The 17,478-nt window shown below is 67.0% G+C and carries 19 protein-coding genes; 11 read left to right on the forward strand and 8 right to left on the reverse strand.

Features of this window, described 5'->3' with window-relative positions; translation table 11 throughout:
* Positions 1 to 81 precede the first annotated feature (81 nt).
* The gene (gene cobT, locus CHB86_RS08950; RefSeq protein ID WP_089232696.1) at positions 82 to 1,953 is read right to left on the reverse strand and encodes a cobaltochelatase subunit CobT; all 1,872 of its coding nucleotides are present in this window, start codon (positions 1,951 to 1,953) and stop codon (positions 82 to 84) included.
* A gap of 181 nt (positions 1,954 to 2,134) precedes the next feature.
* Here cobT and CHB86_RS08955 point away from each other — a divergent pair, with 181 nt between their 5' ends.
* Positions 2,135 to 2,449: a c-type cytochrome gene (locus CHB86_RS08955; protein WP_089232697.1), complete on the forward strand. Its 315-nt coding sequence runs from the start codon at positions 2,135 to 2,137 to the stop codon at positions 2,447 to 2,449.
* Between the two features lie 150 nt (positions 2,450 to 2,599).
* Here the strand turns inward: CHB86_RS08955 and CHB86_RS08960 are convergent, their stop codons facing one another.
* From CHB86_RS08960 to cobS, 3 genes are all read right to left on the reverse strand, one after another.
* Positions 2,600 to 4,150 carry a CYTH and CHAD domain-containing protein gene (locus tag CHB86_RS08960; RefSeq protein ID WP_089232698.1) on the reverse strand — a complete coding sequence of 517 codons (1,551 nt, stop codon included), beginning with the start codon at positions 4,148 to 4,150 and terminating at the stop codon, positions 2,600 to 2,602.
* 73 nt (positions 4,151 to 4,223) lie between these two features.
* The gene (locus CHB86_RS08965; RefSeq protein WP_089232699.1) at positions 4,224 to 4,637 is read right to left on the reverse strand and encodes a hypothetical protein; all 414 of its coding nucleotides are present in this window, start codon (positions 4,635 to 4,637) and stop codon (positions 4,224 to 4,226) included.
* 198 nt (positions 4,638 to 4,835) lie between these two features.
* The gene (gene cobS, locus CHB86_RS08970; protein WP_089232700.1) at positions 4,836 to 5,822 is read right to left on the reverse strand and encodes a cobaltochelatase subunit CobS; all 987 of its coding nucleotides are present in this window, start codon (positions 5,820 to 5,822) and stop codon (positions 4,836 to 4,838) included.
* A gap of 163 nt (positions 5,823 to 5,985) precedes the next feature.
* On the opposite strand from cobS, the gene CHB86_RS08975 reads away from it, so the two are divergent.
* The 4 genes from CHB86_RS08975 (at position 5,986) to CHB86_RS08990 (ending at position 8,649) form a co-directional block, all read left to right on the forward strand.
* Positions 5,986 to 6,537, forward strand: a complete 552-nt coding sequence (locus tag CHB86_RS08975; protein ID WP_089232701.1) for a hypothetical protein — start codon at positions 5,986 to 5,988, stop codon at positions 6,535 to 6,537.
* 142 nt (positions 6,538 to 6,679) lie between these two features.
* Complete coding sequence (locus CHB86_RS24170; RefSeq protein ID WP_141134858.1) at positions 6,680 to 7,216, forward strand: hypothetical protein; 537 nt, start codon at positions 6,680 to 6,682, stop codon at positions 7,214 to 7,216.
* 273 nt (positions 7,217 to 7,489) lie between these two features.
* A complete protein-coding gene (locus CHB86_RS08985; RefSeq protein WP_089232703.1) occupies positions 7,490 to 8,068 on the forward strand; it encodes a hypothetical protein in 579 nt (192 codons plus the stop codon).
* 95 nt (positions 8,069 to 8,163) lie between these two features.
* Positions 8,164 to 8,649, forward strand: a complete 486-nt coding sequence (locus tag CHB86_RS08990) for a hypothetical protein (protein WP_089232704.1) — start codon at positions 8,164 to 8,166, stop codon at positions 8,647 to 8,649.
* Positions 8,650 to 8,695: 46 nt separating this feature from the next.
* Here CHB86_RS08990 and CHB86_RS08995 read toward each other — a convergent pair whose 3' ends face one another.
* A complete protein-coding gene (locus tag CHB86_RS08995; protein WP_089232705.1) occupies positions 8,696 to 9,325 on the reverse strand; it encodes a J domain-containing protein in 630 nt (209 codons plus the stop codon).
* A 110-nt stretch (positions 9,326 to 9,435) separates the two neighbouring features.
* Between CHB86_RS08995 and CHB86_RS09000 the strand changes: the two genes are divergently transcribed.
* Entirely contained in the window at positions 9,436 to 9,693 is a 258-nt protein-coding gene (locus tag CHB86_RS09000; RefSeq protein ID WP_089232706.1) for a BolA family protein, read from the forward strand.
* A gap of 7 nt (positions 9,694 to 9,700) precedes the next feature.
* Here the strand turns inward: CHB86_RS09000 and CHB86_RS09005 are convergent, their stop codons facing one another.
* A complete protein-coding gene (locus CHB86_RS09005; protein WP_089232707.1) occupies positions 9,701 to 10,183 on the reverse strand; it encodes a DUF4177 domain-containing protein in 483 nt (160 codons plus the stop codon).
* 263 nt (positions 10,184 to 10,446) lie between these two features.
* Here CHB86_RS09005 and CHB86_RS09010 point away from each other — a divergent pair, with 263 nt between their 5' ends.
* Complete coding sequence (locus CHB86_RS09010; RefSeq protein WP_176442821.1) at positions 10,447 to 12,684, forward strand: Calx-beta domain-containing protein; 2,238 nt, start codon at positions 10,447 to 10,449, stop codon at positions 12,682 to 12,684.
* Positions 12,685 to 12,862: 178 nt separating this feature from the next.
* Here CHB86_RS09010 and gatB read toward each other — a convergent pair whose 3' ends face one another.
* A complete protein-coding gene (gene gatB, locus CHB86_RS09015; protein WP_089232709.1) occupies positions 12,863 to 14,371 on the reverse strand; it encodes an Asp-tRNA(Asn)/Glu-tRNA(Gln) amidotransferase subunit GatB in 1,509 nt (502 codons plus the stop codon).
* A 245-nt stretch (positions 14,372 to 14,616) separates the two neighbouring features.
* Between gatB and CHB86_RS09020 the strand changes: the two genes are divergently transcribed.
* Both CHB86_RS09020 and CHB86_RS09025 read left to right on the forward strand, forming a co-directional pair.
* Positions 14,617 to 15,369: a J domain-containing protein gene (locus CHB86_RS09020; RefSeq protein WP_089232710.1), complete on the forward strand. Its 753-nt coding sequence runs from the start codon at positions 14,617 to 14,619 to the stop codon at positions 15,367 to 15,369.
* 155 nt (positions 15,370 to 15,524) lie between these two features.
* A complete protein-coding gene (locus CHB86_RS09025; protein ID WP_425445417.1) occupies positions 15,525 to 16,211 on the forward strand; it encodes a transglycosylase SLT domain-containing protein in 687 nt (228 codons plus the stop codon).
* A gap of 25 nt (positions 16,212 to 16,236) precedes the next feature.
* Here the strand turns inward: CHB86_RS09025 and CHB86_RS25200 are convergent, their stop codons facing one another.
* Positions 16,237 to 16,371, reverse strand: a complete 135-nt coding sequence (locus tag CHB86_RS25200; RefSeq protein WP_281251213.1) for a hypothetical protein — start codon at positions 16,369 to 16,371, stop codon at positions 16,237 to 16,239.
* On the opposite strand from CHB86_RS25200, the gene CHB86_RS09030 reads away from it, so the two are divergent.
* Positions 16,370 to 16,837 (forward strand): Lrp/AsnC family transcriptional regulator, encoded by a 468-nt coding sequence (locus CHB86_RS09030; RefSeq protein WP_089232711.1) that lies wholly within the window; start codon positions 16,370 to 16,372, stop codon positions 16,835 to 16,837. The genes CHB86_RS25200 and CHB86_RS09030 overlap by 2 nt on opposite strands.
* A complete protein-coding gene (locus CHB86_RS09035) occupies positions 16,834 to 17,463 on the forward strand; it encodes a LysE family transporter (protein ID WP_089232712.1) in 630 nt (209 codons plus the stop codon). Before CHB86_RS09030 ends, CHB86_RS09035 begins: the two co-directional genes overlap by 4 nt.
* Positions 17,464 to 17,478 lie beyond the last annotated feature (15 nt).

Raw genomic sequence — 17,478 nt, forward strand, 5'->3', positions numbered from 1 at the left:
CCCCGTCCTCATCTGTCCAATAAAATCCCCGCCGGAGGCACGCGCCGCAGGCGCGCCCCGCCGCCGGGTCCAATCCTGCCGTCAGCCGGCCTTCCTCATGCCGAGAAACCGCGCCCGCGCCCGCGGGTCGTTGTCGAACAAGGCCGCCAGCTGCTCGGTCATCGCGCCGGCCAGCTGCTCGACATCGGTGATCGTCACTGCCCGGTCGTAATAGCGCGTCACGTCGTGGCCGATGCCGATGGCGATCAGCTCGACCTGCCGCCGCCGCTCGATCATCGCGATCACATCCCGCAGGTGCTTCTCCAGGTAGTTCGCCGGGTTCACCGACAGCGTGCTGTCGTCCACCGGCGCCCCGTCCGAGATCACCATCAGGATCTTGCGCGCCTCGGGCCGCCCCACCATCCGCTTGTGCGCCCATTCCAGCGCCTCGCCGTCGATGTTCTCCTTGAGCAGCCCTTCCTTCATCATCAGCCCGAGATTGTCGCGCGAGCGCCGCCAGGGCGCGTCCGCCGACTTGTAGATGATATGGCGCAGGTCGTTGAGCCGGCCGGGGATCTGCATCCGGCCCTCCTTGAGCCAGCGCTCCCGGCTCTGCCCGCCCTTCCACAGCCGGGTGGTGAAGCCGAGGATCTCCACCTTGACCGAGCACCGCTCCAGCGTCCGCGCCAGCACGTCGGCGCAGATCGCGGCGATCGAGATCGGCCGGCCGCGCATGGAGCCCGAATTGTCCAGCAGCAGCGTCACCACCGTGTCGCGGAACTCGGTGTCCTTCTCGACCTTGAACGAGAGCGGCGTCGTCGGGTTGGCCACCACGCGGGCCAGCCGCCCGGCGTCCAGGATGCCTTCCTCCAGGTCGAACTCCCAGCTCCGGTTCTGCTGCGCCTGCAGCCGGCGCTGCAGCTTGTTGGCCAGCCGGCTCACCGCGCCCTTCAGCGGCTCGAGCTGCTGGTCGAGATAGGCCCGCAGCCGCTCCAGCTCCGCCGGCTCCGCCAGTTCGGTCGCCTCGATGATCTCGTCGAACTCGGTGGTAAAGACCTTGTAGCCCGGGTCCGCCTCCGAGACCGGCGCCGGGGCAGGGGGCTCCAGCGGCGCCTCGCCCTCGGGCAGCTCGGTCTCCTCACCCATGTCCGATTCCGCCGAATCGTCCATCGAGACCTGCGCCTCCGACGGATCGTCGGTGGTCTCCTGGTCCTCCTCGGGCTGGCTCTCCTCGTCCTGGCGGCCTTCCTCGTCCTCCTGACCGGTGCTCTCCGGCTCGTCGGGATCCTGCTCGGCCTCCTCGGAGCTCTCCTCCTCGTCGACCTCGTCGGGGTCCTCGCCCAGCTGGTCGCCGTAGCCCAGATCCTCGATCACCTGGCGCGCGAACTTGGCAAAGGCCGCCTGGTCGTCGAGGCAGGACTCGAGGTCCGGCAGCGTCTCCGAGGCCGAGCCCTCCAGGTGGTCGCGCCACAGGTCGAGCACGTTCTGCGCCGCCTCCGGCAGCTCCCGGCCCGTGGCCAGCGCCCGGATCATGTAGCCCGCCGCCACCGCCAGCGGCGCCTCGCTCGGGTTGCTGATCTGGCCATAGCCGCGCCGCACCGCCTCGTGGTTGATCTTGGCGTCGATGTTGCCGGCCGTGCCCGGCATGGTCCGCGCCCCGAGCGCCTCGCAGCGCGCCGTCTCCATCGCCTCGTAAAGGTCGAGCGCCATCTGGCCCGAGGGCAGGTAGCGCTGGTGGACGCCGGGATCGTGATACTTGCGCCGCAGCGCAAAGGCATCCGCCGTGCCGCGCGCCAGCAGCACCTCCTCCTTTGTCAGCCGCCGGCTCACCTGCGGCAGCCGCACCTGGTCGGCGGTCATGCCCGGCGGATCGACGGTGAACACGACGCCCAGGTCGGGGTCGTCGGCGATCACCCGGGTCGCCTCGCTCAGCGCCTTCTTGAAGGGATCGGCAGGGTTGTCTTGCTGGGCCATGGCTCCCCCGGGGGCATCTGGATCAATCCCCGGCAACCTAGGATGGATTTCGCCCGGGTGCCATGCACGGCGTGAAAAAATCACCGGCCCCGGATCGGGGGGCGCATTGACCGGCATCAAGGCGGCACGCGGGCAATTGACGTAAGGGAATTTATGGGATGCAAAACAGGGAGGGGAAACGATGAAACGCATTATCCTGACAACGATCCTGGCACTCTGGGCCGGGGCCGGACTTGCGCAGAGCGCCGGCGACGCGGAGGCGGGCAAACTTCTTGCCGATCAATATTGCGCCCGCTGCCATGACGTGAGCGCCGACGGGGCCTTCAAGCAGATGCCGCCGAGCTTCAAGGCGATCTCCGCCTACTGGGGAGAGGACCAGATCTGGAGCCGGATCATGTTCCCGGTCCACACCAGCATGCCCGCGATGTGGGACTTCATGATGCCCGAGAACGTCAGCCACGTGACGGCCTACATCCTGTCGCTCGAAGAGATGTGATCGTGGGAGCCCGGACGGTGTGAACGTGACGCGCTGCCGGCCGGAGAGACCGGCGGCGCGTTCGACCGGCCTCGGCCCGAAATCAACAGGGCCTTGCCTGTCTCACCACGAACGGGACTGACCGGCTGACCCGGCCCCCGCGTGCGGCGCTCACTCCCAGAACGGGCCTTTGCCCTTGAGGTCCTGCCACAGTTCCTTTGCGTGGGTCCAGGACAGCTCCGCATGGGCGCCCCGGTTGCCGAGGATCCAGCCCACCGCCCGCTGCGCCGCAAGGTTCCGCGCGCCGGGGCTGTCGATCCCGCAGAGCATCTCCTCGGCCATCGCGAGGTCGTTCAGCTCGCCAAAGACGGTCTGCAACCGCTTCATTCGCTTGACGAATTCGGTCACAGCCTTCTGCTTGTAGAGCGGCCCCATGAACTCCACCGAATAGCGCAGCTTCTTGAGCTCCTTGCGCAGTTCGTGCCGCTCCTCGATGGTCAGGTGGTCGATCCCGTGGGCATGTTTGCGGACCGATTTCCACCGCTTGCCAAGCGCCCGCTCGGCAAGCTCGCCAACCGGGGCCGCCAGCCGCGCGGTCTGCTCGATGTCGCTCGGCACCAGCCAGCCCCGCGCCTCGATGAACCGCGCCAGCGCGATCTGGAACCCCTGGACTTCGGCGCCCAGGAGATGCCGGCGCAGGGCCTCCCGCGTGGTATCGCGCCGCGCCTCCACCGCCTCGCGCAAGACCGCGAAGCCGGGCTCGGAGGCATGGTCGCGCTCGCTCGGGTCGATCACGTCGGCAATCACCACGTCGAGGTCGCGCAGCGCCCCCACCGCCGCGCCAAGCGCCTTGGCCTGCGCGCCGAGCCGCGCCATCTCCGGATGGCCGATCACCGGACGGAACAGGCCCATCGCCGCCCGCAGCCGCCGCAGCCCGATCCGGAGCTGGTGTGGCCCCTCCGGCGCCGGCGAGTGCAGCACCACGTCGATATTCGTGGTGATCTGTTCGAAACATTCCCGCAGCACGTCCCGCGCCGCGACCTCGGCCGTCATCTCCGGCGCCAGCGGCACCTCGCGGGCCTTGCGCGGCGCAAGCTTGGGTTCGATCTCGCCGGTTTCCGCCAGCATGTAGCCCCGCGCCGATTTCGGCAGGGTCGACAGCCGCAGCCCGCCCTCGGGAAACAGCCGCCCCGCCAGATCGTAGAGCGCGCTCACATCGCCCTGCAGCAACTCCAGCTCCGCCTCGCGGAACGGCGCGCGCCGGTCGCCGGCCAGGATCTCGCCGCAGTCGATCGCCAGTTCCACCCGCGCCCCGCCCTCGGAGCGCAGCACGCAGGACGTCCGCTCCATCCGGGTCTCGCAGACCGGCGACAGCTCCGCCCCGTCCACCGCGGCCAGGATCTCCTCGCGGATCTCCGGCACCGTGATGCGGTTGAGGTCCAGAAGGCCGTCGGGGGCAGGGGCGTCCACCTCCTCGGTGCGCATCAGCCCGCCGGTGATCGCGGCCCGCGCCTTCACGGTCTGGGTCCAGGTCTCGCCCTCCAGCCGCAGCCGCAACGCCGTGCCCGCCTTGCGCAGCCGGTGATCCGGCGTGTCGTGATAGACCGTCCGCAGGGACTGCCGCCGCAGCGCCGGTCCCCCCTGCCGTACATCCTCCAGCCGCGCCCGCAGGCGCGCTTCGCCGGCGTCGTCCAGGACGACCTTCAACTCGATCTCACTCATGCGCTACAGATAGGCTCTTGCGGGTTGGAAATGAAGGAAAACCTCATGTCGGGGAACGCCGATGCGCTGCCTGTCAGAACAGCGCCAGCCCCCGGCAATAGCCGATCTCCGAGGCCGCCCGCCGCCGCGACCATTCCGCCAGCTGCCGGTCGGAGTGAAACAGCGCCTGGCTGAGCAGCGCCGAATGCGCCTGCCGCGCCGCCGTCCGCTCCTGCAGAACGTGCCGCCCGGCGCCCTCCGGCATCGCCGCCTCGAGCAGGTCGATCATCGCCGCGCGCTCCGCCTCCGTCTGGTCCGCCCTCGGGTCGGACACCAGCCACTGGTGCTGCATCTCCGCCGACAGCCGGCCGACGCAGGAAGCAAAGACCCGCACCATCTCGCCCGCAGGCGCCGCCCCGCGCCCGTCCGCCGCCGAACCGCCCTGCGGGAGGCCGACGATCATCCCGATGAACAGCGCGGGAAAGACAAGAGTTTTCAAACTGGTCATAACAAAAGCATTGCACGCGAAAAAACGCACAACAATAAGGCAAAATGAAAACAATCCTGCGCGGGACGCCCACGCTACAGGCCGCCCCGCGTCCTCCGCCACCGCGAACGCAAAACGGGCGCCGCCCGCGCCCGATCCGTCATCTGTTCAGAAATGTCCCGCGGCCCCGGATGTCCTGACGCGCGCGGGCGGGGCGGCTCAGCCGAGCGCCGTGCTCACCGCGCTCTCGGGCAGTTCCTCGTCGAAGCAGCGCTGGTAGAACTCCGCCACCGTCTGCCGCTCCAGCTCGTCGCACTTGTTGAGGAAGGTCAGCCGGAAGGCATAGCCGACCGAGCGGAAGATCATCGCGTTCTGCGCCCAGTTGATCACCGTCCGGGGGCTCATCACCGTCGACAGCTCGCCGTTCATGAAGGCGGTCCGGGTCAGGTCGGCCACGGTCACCATCTGGCTCACCGTCTTGCGGCCCTTCTCGGTGTTGTAGGTCGGCGCCTTGCTCAGGACGATCGCCGTCTCGGCGTCGTGGCTGAGGTAGTTCAGCGTGGCGACGAGGGACCAACGGTCCATCTGCGCCTGGTTGATCTGCTGGGTGCCGTGGTAGAGGCCGGTCGTGTCGCCCAGGCCCACGGTGTTGGCGGTGGCGAACATCCGGAACGAGGGATGCGGCGTGATCACCTCGTTCTGGTCCAGCAGCGTGAGCTTGCCGTCATGCTCCAGGACCCGCTGGATCACGAACATCACGTCGGCGCGGCCGGCGTCGTATTCGTCGAAGACGATCGCCACCGGGTTCCGGAGCGCCCAGGGCAGGATGCCCTCCTGGAATTCCGTCACCTGCTTGCCGTCGCGCAGCTTGATCGCGTCCTTGCCGATCAGGTCGATCCGGCTGATGTGGCTGTCGAGGTTGACCCGCGCGGTGGGCCAGTTCAGCCGGGCAGCGACCTGCTCGATATGGGTCGACTTGCCGGTGCCGTGGTAGCCCTGGATCATCACCCGGCGGTTGTGGCTGAAGCCCGCAAGGATCGCCAGCGTGGTGTCGGGGTCGAACTTGTAGGTCGGGTCGATCTCCGGCACCCGGTCGGCCACATCGGCAAAGCCCTTGACCACCATGTCGGTGTCGATCCCGAACACGTCCCGGACAGAGACTTCCTCGGTGGGTTTCGCTTTGGGGTCGACGGTGGTGGCTGCCATGATCCTGCTCCTCGCAAACACGTCCGCGCCCGGGCAGCGCGACCGTTGCCCGGGATGCACCATATCCGACAGGGGTGCAAGGGTGGCCATGCGATCCCGCGCCGCGTTGCATGGGCCGGGCGGGGCGGGCAGCCTTCCGGCGAAATTCACGGGGCGCGCACCGATGGCAAATCACGCAGGTTTCGACGGCGAAGAGCCGGTCCGGTCCGCATCCCCGGCACCGGTCCGCCGCCGCATCGCCGCGCTGGTCGCCGCGGCCGGGCTCGTGATGGCCCTGCCGGTGTTCCAGCTGCTCCTGGAACCGAGCACGAATCCGGATCGCGCACTGCACGCCTGCTTGCCGGTGGCCTGCGCCCTTGGCTGTTACGCCGCCGGCTGGATCGGCAGCAGCCTTCTGGGGCAACCAGGACGGACCGGGTGGAAGCGCGCCTTCGCCGGGAGCGCCGGGCTGGCTGTTCTGGGCAGTTCCCTGTCCGGTGGGCTTGCGCTCCTTGCGGTCGGAGCCCTTGAGGGCCCCATCGTTGCGACCGCATTGATGCTGACCGGTGCACTGGGCGGAACGGTTCTGATGTTTCTCGGCTGGGTCGCCTTTGCCGAAGACGGGTTGAATGTCTACACGGAAGGCGTGGCGTTCCTCGTCCCGTTCGCCGTCCTCTTCATCCTCACAATCCCCCTCCATCTCCTCGCCCGCCGGGTGCGTCGCCATGCCGAGTGACGGCGCCCTCCCGCCCGTCGTCGACGCATCGCAGATGCGCCTCCTCCCGTTGGGCCGGGCGCGCGCGTGCCGCGCGCGGGGCTCCGATGACGCCGGGCGGGTTACGCGCAGCCTTCCGGCGACATAATCGGAGCGCGGATCGATGGCCAATCATGCAGGTTTCGACAGCGAAGAACCGGCCCGGTCCGCATCCCCGGCGCGGGATCCGGCACCGGTCCGCCGACGCATCGCCGGGCTGGTCTCCGTGGCGGCAGTCATTCTGATGTGCCCATCTTTCCTATTCTCACTTCGGCACGAGCCGATGAGCTTTCGGCTGATCTACTGGTGGCCGGGGTGTGCCGCGCTGGGCGGATACCTCGCTGGTCGCATGTGGACCGCGTCGTTCGGGCATCCGGGTTGGCCCGGGGTCAAAAGGGCCCTGTCCGCCGCGATCCCTGTCTCGGTCACCGGGGCGCTGATCGGAGGGTTCTTCGCAATTCCGATCTTAGGAACCGCTCTGGGGCCAGCTGTTCTTTTTGGCCAATGGAACATTCTCTTTCCGGAAGTGCTGCAACAACGAGGCGGTGACGCACTTCTGACACTCTCCCCAAACAGTATCGCTATAGCGCTGATTGCCCTCTTCGTCCTCGCAATCCCCCTCCATCTCCTCGCCCGCCGGGTGCGTCGCCATGCCGAATGACGGCGCCCTCCCGCCCGTCGTCGGCGCATCGCAGATGCGCCTCCTCCCGTTGGGCCGGGCGCGCGCGTGCCGCGCGCGGGGCTCCGGTGACACCGGGCAGGGCACTCACCGGCGTTCGTCCGGTGGCCGGTCTCGTGTCGGCACCATGGTCCGGACCTGTCGCCCGTTTGTTCCGCCCACAGCGGCACTCCCATTCTCGATGCGCGGGCTGTGCCACATTCATCCCGGGAACGATGCTTCGGAGAAAGTACACCCTATAGGAGGCCGACCCGGATGACAGACCGCACAGAGCCCGACCCACTGGCAGACCTGAAGGCCGACCATGAAGCCACCTCCAGGGACCGGAAGCTCGGCATCTGCCTGATCATCGGCCTCGCGGCCGTGGCCCTGTCCTCGCCGGTCCGGCTTTTCAACTTGGGGTTCGCGCCTCACAGCAAGCTGATTGCGGTTATTTGCCTTGTCGGCGGCATGGGCGCGGGCGCGCTGTTTCAGGCGCGCATAGGCCAGCCCGGTGCACTGCTGCAGACCATGCTGGTCTCGGTGCCGGTCTACATCGTCGGCAGCATGATCGCCGGCACATTGCTGCTTCCTGTCATCGGAACCCTGGCCGCGCCGGTGGTGACCGGCGGTGCCTGGATGGAACTGGCCTGCCATGCCCTCGGGGCCTCCTGCCGAAGCCCCGACCCGTTCGCCACCGCAGTCCTGATGCTAACCCTCCTGCAGCCTGTCTCCGTCCCGGTCCATTTCGCGGCCCTCCGCCTGCGGCGGCGCGAAGCCCATAGCCTCGCCCGGCTGGAGCGCGCCCGGGCCGAGGCGACGCCCGCCGATGCCGAAGCGCACCACGGCCGTTGACTGCGCGCCGCGGCCTTTCCTTGGCCCCCGTTTCCGGGCAAGTTGACCCTGGGGACGCCCGCCGGGCGCAAGAACGAACAAGGGGCAGTGATCGCATGACCGATACCTCGAAACCTGGACGCGCACCGCGGCTGGTGGTGGCGCAGATGATGGCCGTGATCTCGGGGCTGCTGGTGCTGGCCTTCATCTTCCAGGACCGCGCCGCCATGGCCGACGCCCAGCCCGGGCTCGCCGGCGCGATCACCTTCCAGCTGGTCGCCCAGGCGCTGGGCGGGTTCATCGTCGGCTGGATCCTTGCGGGGCTGTTCGGGCGTCCGGGCCTGACAGGCTGGATGCTGTCGCTCGCGATCGGCGTGCTGGCCACCGTGCTCGCCGGCCTGCTCGGCGGGATCATCAAGAGCGTGCCGAAATTCCTGGCCGAAGGCTTTGAACTCGGCGAGGTCGTGACCGTCGCCGCCAGCGCGCTGGCCGGGCCGCTGGCCTTCGACCGCAACCCGATGCTGGCCGTCATCTGGGTCGGTCTGTTGCTGCTGACCCACATCGTCGCGGCGCGCCATCGCGGCCAGACAAGCACGACCTGAACCGCCGGCCACGGCTGGCCGCCGTGTCCTCCCGAAGCGGGCGGGCTCACTTGAAGTTGCGGCTGTCCTTGATCTGGTCCCAGGCCCAGACGACCTCCTGCAGGCGCTCCTCGTCGGAACGGTCGCCGCCGTTCATGTCCGGGTGCAGCACCTTGATCAGCGCCTTGTAGGACTTGCGCACCTCGGCCTTGGTCCAGGTGTCCTTGGCGTCGAGGATCTCCAGCGCCCGCCGCTCCGTGGGCGGCAGCCGACGCCCGGCGCTGCCGCTCGACTTGCCGGGATTGCGGGTGGCGTTCTCGCCCAGCACCTGATGTGCGTCATCGACCCCGAGCCGCGCCCAGGCCCGCTCCTCGGCGGACTGCCGGAACGGCTTGGTCTCGCGGCCCCAGACCTTGTCCTTGTCGATCTGCTCCTGGAATTCCTCCTCGGTCGTGCCGTCGAAGAAGTTCCACTTCAGGTTGTACTCGCGCACGTGGTCCTTGCAGAACCAGTAATAGTCATCCAGCGAATCCGGCGATTTCGGCGCCCGGTACTGGCCAGCCTCCTCACAGCCCGGATGCTCGCACTGCCGTCTCGATGTCTCGAAGGCGCCGGACATCCCCCGCTTGCCGCGCGACCGCTTCTGCTTGTCGCTCTTGACGCGAATGTCGAAGCCAAAAGGATCTGGTTTCGCCATGGGGACTGCTCCTTTCTCGAAACACCTGCGCTCGGCCCGGAGTTCTTTCCGACTCGGACGCAGGAGTTTAATCTCTCCGATGGGGCTTCGAACAGGGGGAAATCCGAAAAATGACCGTAGCCGATGAAATCGCCGAGCGGCTCACCGCCGCCTTCTCGCCGCGCGAACTGCAGGTGGTGGACGACAGCGAGAAACACAGGGGCCACGCGGGCTACCAGGAAGGCGGCGAGAGCCACTTCAACGTCCGCATCGCCGCCGACAGCTTTGCCGACATGTCCCGGCTGGCCCGGCACCGCGCGGTCCATGCCGCGCTCGGGCCGGAGCTGATCGGGCGCATCCACGCGCTGGCGCTGGATATCAGCGCCTGAACGGGGGCTACTGCGCGGCCACGCTGCCGTCGTCGTCGTCGCTGCCGCGCGCGGGGCCGAGCTTCGGCGCCGCGCCGGCGGGCGGCGTGCCGCGGTAGGCGCTGAGCGCCGCAGCCGCGGCGGCCGCCGCCTCGGTCGCCTGCTGCGTCGCGGGGGCCGCGGGTGCAGCAGGGGCCGCGGGCGCCGGGGCAGCGGCAGGCGCCGGCGCGCGCGGCGCGGGCTCCCAGGATTGCGCGGCCGCCTCGCTGCGCGCGGCGCCGGTCTCGCGGCGGAACACCAGCATGTTCTGGTAGGCGGTCGTCGAACCCGTCAGGCCCGAGCGTTCCTCGCAGGGCAGGGTGTCTGCGCGCAGGTATTCCCACCCGGAAGCGCCCAGCTCGTTCATCAGGGTCTCGAGCGCGAGCGCAAAGCGCCCCTGCGTGCCCTTGGTTCCCTTGCCCTTCAGCCCCTTCACGGGCGCAGGCACCACCTTGTATTCGTAGATCGGCATCGGTTCGTCCCCGCAATCCGCTTGTTGCAGCCCGTTCCTTAACCGATTCGTCCGGCGGCGTCCAAAGCTCGCCGCTCGGCCCTGAGCGCCCCCGTGCCGACGCGATTCAACCTCCGGGTGAAAAACCCGAAACATGACTCATTCATTAGGTCATGCGCGAAGAATCGCCTAGTCTGTCGCGAGCCGGCCAGCATTTTCAGCCGTGCCGGATGGAATTTAGCGCGCAGTCACATGTGCACAATTTGACTTGGGGGTATGAATTCATGGTCAAGATGACCCTTTCTCCGGCCTATGCCGTCGAAGGCACCAACCAATACACAGACCTGGTGTTCACGGCGACGCTCGTCAGGGCCGTGGATTACAATGTCACGGTCTACTACCGGACGATCTTCGACGGCTCCGCGGTCGTCACGGATCTGTACCGGGATTACGACGGGTCGTTCACCATTCTCGCGGGCTCGACGTCTGCAACGATCACGCTGGACACGTCCTATTACGACGATGTGAACGAGCGCGACGAGACCTTCACGCTGGAACTCTTCAACCCGACCTCCGGCGTCACGTTCCAGCACAATCAACCTATCCTGAGGTCGCCGGGCATCATCCAGGATGACGACGGCGACCCGAACCTCTCCTTCGTCGTCACGGATCCGATCATCGAGGAGGGCAACAGCGGCGAACGCTTTGCCGTGTTCGAGGTCTGGCTCTCGCGGCCTGCCTCGAAAGACCTCACGTTCGACTACACCACCGTGGACGGCTCGGCCCTTGCCGGCTCCGATTACGTCAAGACGGCGGGGACGCTCGACTTCAAGACGGGTCAGGAGGTCGCCTACGTCCGGGTTGCGATCAAGGGTGACAAGTTACTCGAAGGTTCGGAGGACTTCAGCCTTCAGGTGGTTCCGCCGAAAGGCGAAGGCTTTTCAAAGACGGACTCGGTTGGCGTTGCGCGCATCCTGGACGACGACGCCTCCAACGGCCCTGTCGTGTCCATTCAGGATGCCTACGCGATCGAAGGCACGAACAAGTACACCCCCCTACGGTTCACGCTCGTCCTCTCCGAGGCCGCGGAAGAAGACCTCAGCGTCTACTACCGGACGAACACCAGCGGTACGGCGTTGGACAGCGATCTCTACCGTGCGTCTACTGGGCAGGTGACGTTCAGGGCTGGCCAGACCTCTGCGGAAATTGAGCTTTCGACGTCATATTACGACGACGTGAGCGAGGACGATGAAGTCTTCTTCGTGGAGCTCTACAACCCGTCGGCCGGCCTCGAGCTTGCGGGCGGGGTGCCCGTGCTGTCGGCCGCCGGCTATATCCTTGACGACGACGGGACGGGCTCCAAGGCCGCTCTGGCCGCGGCGCCGGTCAGCATCGCCGAGAACGCGGCCGACGACAGCAAGACGGTCAGTTCCGTCTCGATCAAGCTGAGCCGTCCGCTGGACGCGGCGCAGGTCTTTTCGGTCAAGGCCGTCAACGGCACGGCCTTCGAAGGTCGCGACTTCAAGCTGCTGCAGGACACGGTCCGCTTTGCGCCCGGCCAGACGGAGGCCGGCGTCAAGGTCAAGATCCTCGGGGACTTCCGGCAGGAGAAGCTGGAGACCTTCGAACTGGCCTTCAAGCACAAGTTCGGCGCCGATTTCTCCGGCTCCATCCTCAACCAGACGGTGAGCATCGTCGATACCGTCGCCTTTACCGCCGGGGCCGAATCCCTGCGCCTGACGAACTTCGACGACAACGTCAAAACGCTCGGTGGCGGAGACGAGATCTTCGGTCTCAAGGGCAACGACAGGATCGACGGCGGCTCCGGGCGGGACATTCTCGACGGCGGGGCCGGCAATGATATCCTGATCGGTGGCGGCGAGGCCGACAGTCTCTTTGGCGGCAAGGGGAACGACATTCTCCGCGGCGGCAAGGGCGGCGACAAGCTCTACGGCGACGGTGGCAATGACACCGCCGACTACACCGGCGCCTCCGGTCCGGTGCGGGCCAGCCTCTCGAAGCCCGGGACGAACCGAGGGGAGGCCTCCGGCGACAGCTATCGCGGCATCGAGAACCTGACAGGCTCGTCCAACGACGATTTCCTGACCGGCAACGGCGGCAACAACGTGATCAAGGGCGGCAATGGGGGAGACTCGATCTCCGGTGCCGGCGGCCGCGACTGGCTCTACGGCCAGAAGGGGCACGACAAGCTGTTCGGTGGCAAGGGCAACGATGTGCTCGCGGGCGCCGAAGGCAACGACCGGATGACCGGCAACGGCGGCGCGGACACCTTCATCTTCGACGGTGGCAAGGATGTGATTCTCGACTTCCAGGATGGGGTGGACACCGTGCGACTGGACTCGGATCTCTGGACCGGATCCTACTCGGTGCAGCGCGTGATCGATCGCTACGGCTTCGACTACGGCAAGGAGGTCGCCCTCGAGTTCTCGGGCGGCAATTCGCTGACCTTCAAGGGCGTCGCGAAGCTCGACACGCTGGTCGACAACATCGAGATCGTCTGACCCCGGCGGCCCGGAATCGCGACGGCCGGCTCTTTGGAGCCGGCCGTTTGCGTTTCATCCCGGGTTTCGGTCGTTTCCCTGTTGAAAACGACCGAACGCGCCGATTTGAGGTATCATGGTACAGTTCCGGTCGTTCGCGAAACGACCGGAACGCCAGGTCGAAACGACCGGAACGGGCTCAGCCGAGCTTCTTGGCGACGATCTCGTTGACGGCCTTCGGGTTGGCCTTGCCGCCCGTCGCCTTCATCACCTGGCCCACGAACCAGCCCGCAAGCTTCGGATTTTCCTTGGCTTTTGCGACCTGATCGGGATTGGCCTCGATGATCTCGTCCACGACCTTCTCGATCGCACCCGTGTCCGTGACCTGCTTCATGCCTCTTTCTTCAACGATTTCAGCAGGTTCTCCGCCTTCGCTGAAGACGATCTCGAACAGGTCCTTGGCGATCTTGCCCGAGATGTCGCCCTTTGTGATCAGGTCGATGATCCCGCCCAATTGTGCAGCAGAAACAGGGCTTTGCGTGATATCAAGGTCGTCCTTCTTCAGCCGTCCGAACAGTTCGTTGATCACCCAGTTCGCCGCCAGCTTCCCGTCACGCCCTTGCGCCACTTCCTCGAAATAGGCCGCGGCCTCGGACTCCGCGGTCAGCACCGAGGCATCGTATTCGGTCATGCCGAAGTCATTGACAAAGCGAGCCTTTTTCTCATCCGGAAGCTCCGGAAGGCTGGCCGCGATGTCGTCCACCCAGGCCTGTTCGATCTCCAGCGGCAGCAGGTCCGGGCAGGGGAAGTAGCGGTAGTCATGCGCCTCTTCCTTGCTCCGCATCGACCGCGTCTCGCCCTTGTCCGGATCGTAAAGCCGCGTCTCCTGGTCGACCTTGCCGCCGTCCTCGATGATCGAGATCTGGCGTTTCGCTTCGTATTCAATGGCTTGCTGGATGAAGCGCATGGAGTTCATGTTCTTGATCTCGCAGCGCGTACCAAGGTGCCCGAAGTCCCCGGTCTCCCGGTATTTCTCGTAATCCCCCGGCCGGCACACCGAGACGTTCACGTCCGCCCGAAGGTTGCCGTTCTGCATGTTGCCGTCGCAGGTTCCCAGGTAGCGCAGGATCTGCCGCAGCTTGACCACGTAGGCCGCGGCTTCCTCAGGACCCCGGATGTCGGGGCGCGAGACGATTTCCATCAGCGCCACGCCGGTCCGGTTGAGGTCGACGAAGGACATGTTCGGGTCCATGTCGTGGATCGATTTGCCAGCATCCTGTTCGAGGTGGATACGTTCGATCCGGACAAGCCGGGCCACGCCAGGTCCCATGTCCACCAGCACCTCGCCCTCACCCACAATCGGATGATAAAGCTGGGAAATCTGGTATCCCTGCGGCAGGTCCGGGTAGAAATAGTTCTTCCGGTCAAAGGCGGAGAAAAGATTGATTTCTGCTTTCAGCCCGAGGCCGGTCCGCACCGCCTGGGCGACGCAGAACTCGTTGATCACCGGCAGCATCCCGGGCATGCCCGCGTCGATGAAGGCGACGTTGGAGTTCGGCTCCGAGCCGAATTTCGTCGAGGCGCCGGAGAACAGCTTTGCCTTGGACGAGACCTGCGCATGGACCTCCATCCCGATCACCAGTTCCCAGTCTTCCCGCGCGCCCGAGATGACCTTGGGTTTCGGGGCTTCGTAGGTGAGGTCGAGCATAGGCATGTCCCTTCGGCTGATCGCATCCGGGTTTAGTGCAGGCCCGGGCGAGGGGCAAGACGCGGCGCGGCCGGTGAAGGGCTGCCAGGGCGGTCATCCCGCCGTCGAGATAAATTGTCCGCGTTTTCCATGCCGCGGATCCATCATTCGTCCTCCTTTTGCCGCCATTGCCTTGAGGATCGAAGGCGGCAACGGGACGTGTCTGGTAAGGGGGACGCAGTGGCGACGGAAAGGGCAGGCGCAGGATGACGGGGCGAGAGGAGTGCTTCTCTGCCGCCGAGTTCGGTCTGGTGCCCGGGCTGCCGCCGGAGGAATTGCGCCGGGTGTATCACCGCCTCGTGCGCCGGTTTCACCCCGATCTTGGCGGTCCGGCCGACTGCCTTGCTCAGATCAATGCCGCCTACGACGCGATCTGTCGTGGGTTTCCACCCGCGCAATCCGCGGTGGTGCCCCGGCCGCCGCGCCGCTGGCCGGTTGCCATTTGCCGGCTGGGGCACGACCTGCGCAAAAGGATGGCTGTGACTGCACTGCTGGCGCTTGATGACTGGTTGATGGCGCGACATGGGCTGCCGCGATCCCCGTTCCTGCGGCAAATGGCTTGCCGTTCCGGGGTGTTCAGGCCCGTCGAACGGCCCGGGCTGCTGTTGCTGCGCGGGGTGTCGCTCTGGAGCGAGGCGCTGGTGCTGCATCATGACGGCGCGATCCGGGCAGGGCCGAACATCCTGATCCTGCCAGGCCTACGCGCCGGTGATGGCGGACGGCCCGAGCCCGATGGCTCTCTGCACGCCATCCTGCGCAGCGTGCCGCGGCCGTCCCGCGTGATCGAGTTCCCGGCGGAGGATGCGCGGCGATATGGCCTTGAGATGCGGTTCGACGACCGGGTGCTGCCGGTCCGGTTGCGGTTTGCCGGGCGGGGAGAGGATGCGGGCGCGGCGCTCTGCGCGGCGGCCGGAGCGCGCTATCGCGGGCTGTTTCAGGCAAGCGATTGTCCTCGATAGGTGAACAATGTTCGGAGGGTGCGGTGGCTCTGACTCGGGCCGCGCGCAAAAGATTGCCGATTTTCGCCCTTCCGGCGCGAGAGGGTTGCCACACGGATCTTATCCGGCAACAAATTCGCCGTCGGGCCGGACCCGATGCTGACAGAGCTTCCAAGATGCCGACCCGTTTCGCCTTTCTGAAGGCTGCGCTTTTCGCATTGCCATTTGCCCTCTCCGCCTGTGCGACGCCAAACGACGCCAAGATGGAGGAAACCGAGGCAACCGCTTCCACCAAGTCGACGCTTTCGACCAAGTCGCCCCGCATGCGGTGGGATCATCGGCCGGAAGCGACCAAGTGGACCACCTCCGCCCTGACCGCGCTGCGGACGCATGGCGCGGTGCTGCCCTCCATGGTGCCGGCCGACATCGAGACCTGGTGCCCGGGCTACGTGACCGCGAGCCAGGAAGACCGCGAGGCCTTCTGGGTCGGGCTGATCTCGGCGCTGGCCAAGCACGAGAGCACATGGAACCCGTCCGCCGTTGGCGGTGGCGGGCTCTGGTTCGGGCTGGTGCAGATCGCCCCGCCGACGGCCCGCGGATATGGCTGCAAGGCAAACAGCGGCTCGGCCCTCAAGAACGGCGCCGACAACGTGAGCTGCGCAATCCGGATCATGGCCCACACGGTGCCGCGCGATGGCGTGGTCAGCCAGGGGATGCGTGGCGTCGCGGCGGATTGGGGCCCGTTCCACTCCGCGGCCAAGCGCGCCGACATGATCGCCTGGACCCGTGCCCAGCCCTTCTGCGAGGCGAAGCCGCAGACGATTCGGGCGCAAATGCTCGACCGACTCAAGAAGGACGGCTGATCGGCCCCCGGCCGGTTGCCGGATTTCAGGACTGAATGGCGCCGCTGGCCGGAAAATTTCCGGCGGCGGCGTTGTTGTTTCGGCTGTCTGGCGGAGAATCCTCCTGATTCCGGAATTTTGCTTGATAAGTGGCGGTTTCATCCTGCAATTTGCTGGCCATGGATGAGATCGACCGGAAGATTTGCGGCCTGCTTCAGGCCAACGGGCGCGCTTCGAGCGCCGAACTGGCCGAGGCCGTGGGGCTCTCGGTCTCCTCTGTTAACGAGCGCGTGCGACGGTTGGTGGCGCAGGGCGTCATCACCGGATGGCAGGCCGTGCTGGACCGGGGGGCGACCGGCGCATCGCTTTGCGCCTTCGTTCTCCTCGATGTCGATTACGAAGGCGAGGCGGAGGCCTGCACGGCCTTGTCGGAACGGCCGGAGGTGATGGAGCTTCACCACGTCAGCGGCGCGCGGTCTTACGTGATGAAGGTACGGCTGGCGGATACGGCGGCGTTGCAGGCCTTCCTGCAGGAGGTGGTCAAGCCTCTCCGGGGCGTGCGCCGGACCGAGACGATGATCTCGCTCGATGCCCTGAAAGAGACCATGGCGGTGCCGGTGGCGCCTCGAGGCGAGGGGCGGCGATGATCGAGGTGCTGCTGAAGGGGATCGGCGTGGGGCTGGCCATCGCGGCGCCGGTAGGGCCGATCGGGCTATTGTGCATTCGGCGGACGCTGATCGACGGCCGCGCGGCGGGGCTGGCGACGGGGCTGGGCGCGGCCACGGCGGATGCCGTCTACGGGATGATGGTGGCCGCGGGCTTTGCCGCGTCGGGCGTGCTGGTGGCCCATGCCGGGCCGATGGCGCTGGCCGGCGGGCTGCTGGTGGCGGCGCTCGGAGCGATGTCGTTGCGCGGCTACTGGGCAGCGCGGCACCGGCCGGCGCCGCAGGCGGCGGGGCAGGGACGTCCCTATCGCGGGGTGGTCGCGGCCTGGGCCTCGACCTTTGCACTGACGCTCTCCAACCCGATGACGATCCTCGCCTTTATCGGCATGGTTGCAGCGCTCGGCTCGGCGGCGTCCGGCGCGCCGCTGGCGCCCTATGTGCTGGTGATCGGCGTCTTTGCCGGCTCGGCGCTGTGGTGGCTGATGCTCGTTCACATGGCGCTTTTCGCCGGCCGCCGCATGGACGCGGCCGCCATGCGCTGGCTCGACCTCGTGTCCGGCAGCGTGTTGCTGGTCTGGGGAGGCTGGATCGCCGCGAAGGCGCTCTGATCCCGCCCGGACGGT

This window comes from Tropicimonas sediminicola (assembly GCF_900188335.1).
In the GTDB taxonomy this organism is placed as follows: domain Bacteria; phylum Pseudomonadota; class Alphaproteobacteria; order Rhodobacterales; family Rhodobacteraceae; genus Tropicimonas; species Tropicimonas sediminicola.

Coding starts and splice junctions, on each gene's coding strand:
- cobT (WP_089232696.1), bottom strand. CDS start 1,953: ATGGCCCAGCAAGACAACCCTGCCGATCCCTTCAAGAAGGCGCTGAGC.
- CHB86_RS08955 (WP_089232697.1), top strand. CDS start 2,135: ATGAAACGCATTATCCTGACAACGATCCTGGCACTCTGGGCCGGGGCC.
- CHB86_RS08960 (WP_089232698.1), bottom strand. CDS start 4,150: ATGAGTGAGATCGAGTTGAAGGTCGTCCTGGACGACGCCGGCGAAGCG.
- CHB86_RS08965 (WP_089232699.1), bottom strand. CDS start 4,637: ATGACCAGTTTGAAAACTCTTGTCTTTCCCGCGCTGTTCATCGGGATG.
- cobS (WP_089232700.1), bottom strand. CDS start 5,822: ATGGCAGCCACCACCGTCGACCCCAAAGCGAAACCCACCGAGGAAGTC.
- CHB86_RS08975 (WP_089232701.1), top strand. CDS start 5,986: ATGGCAAATCACGCAGGTTTCGACGGCGAAGAGCCGGTCCGGTCCGCA.
- CHB86_RS24170 (WP_141134858.1), top strand. CDS start 6,680: ATGGCCAATCATGCAGGTTTCGACAGCGAAGAACCGGCCCGGTCCGCA.
- CHB86_RS08985 (WP_089232703.1), top strand. CDS start 7,490: ATGACAGACCGCACAGAGCCCGACCCACTGGCAGACCTGAAGGCCGAC.
- CHB86_RS08990 (WP_089232704.1), top strand. CDS start 8,164: ATGACCGATACCTCGAAACCTGGACGCGCACCGCGGCTGGTGGTGGCG.
- CHB86_RS08995 (WP_089232705.1), bottom strand. CDS start 9,325: ATGGCGAAACCAGATCCTTTTGGCTTCGACATTCGCGTCAAGAGCGAC.
- CHB86_RS09000 (WP_089232706.1), top strand. CDS start 9,436: ATGACCGTAGCCGATGAAATCGCCGAGCGGCTCACCGCCGCCTTCTCG.
- CHB86_RS09005 (WP_089232707.1), bottom strand. CDS start 10,183: ATGCCGATCTACGAATACAAGGTGGTGCCTGCGCCCGTGAAGGGGCTG.
- CHB86_RS09010 (WP_176442821.1), top strand. CDS start 10,447: ATGGTCAAGATGACCCTTTCTCCGGCCTATGCCGTCGAAGGCACCAAC.
- gatB (WP_089232709.1), bottom strand. CDS start 14,371: ATGCTCGACCTCACCTACGAAGCCCCGAAACCCAAGGTCATCTCGGGC.
- CHB86_RS09020 (WP_089232710.1), top strand. CDS start 14,617: ATGACGGGGCGAGAGGAGTGCTTCTCTGCCGCCGAGTTCGGTCTGGTG.
- CHB86_RS09025 (WP_425445417.1), top strand. CDS start 15,525: ATGCCGACCCGTTTCGCCTTTCTGAAGGCTGCGCTTTTCGCATTGCCA.
- CHB86_RS09030 (WP_089232711.1), top strand. CDS start 16,370: ATGGATGAGATCGACCGGAAGATTTGCGGCCTGCTTCAGGCCAACGGG.
- CHB86_RS25200 (WP_281251213.1), bottom strand. CDS start 16,371: ATGGCCAGCAAATTGCAGGATGAAACCGCCACTTATCAAGCAAAATTC.
- CHB86_RS09035 (WP_089232712.1), top strand. CDS start 16,834: ATGATCGAGGTGCTGCTGAAGGGGATCGGCGTGGGGCTGGCCATCGCG.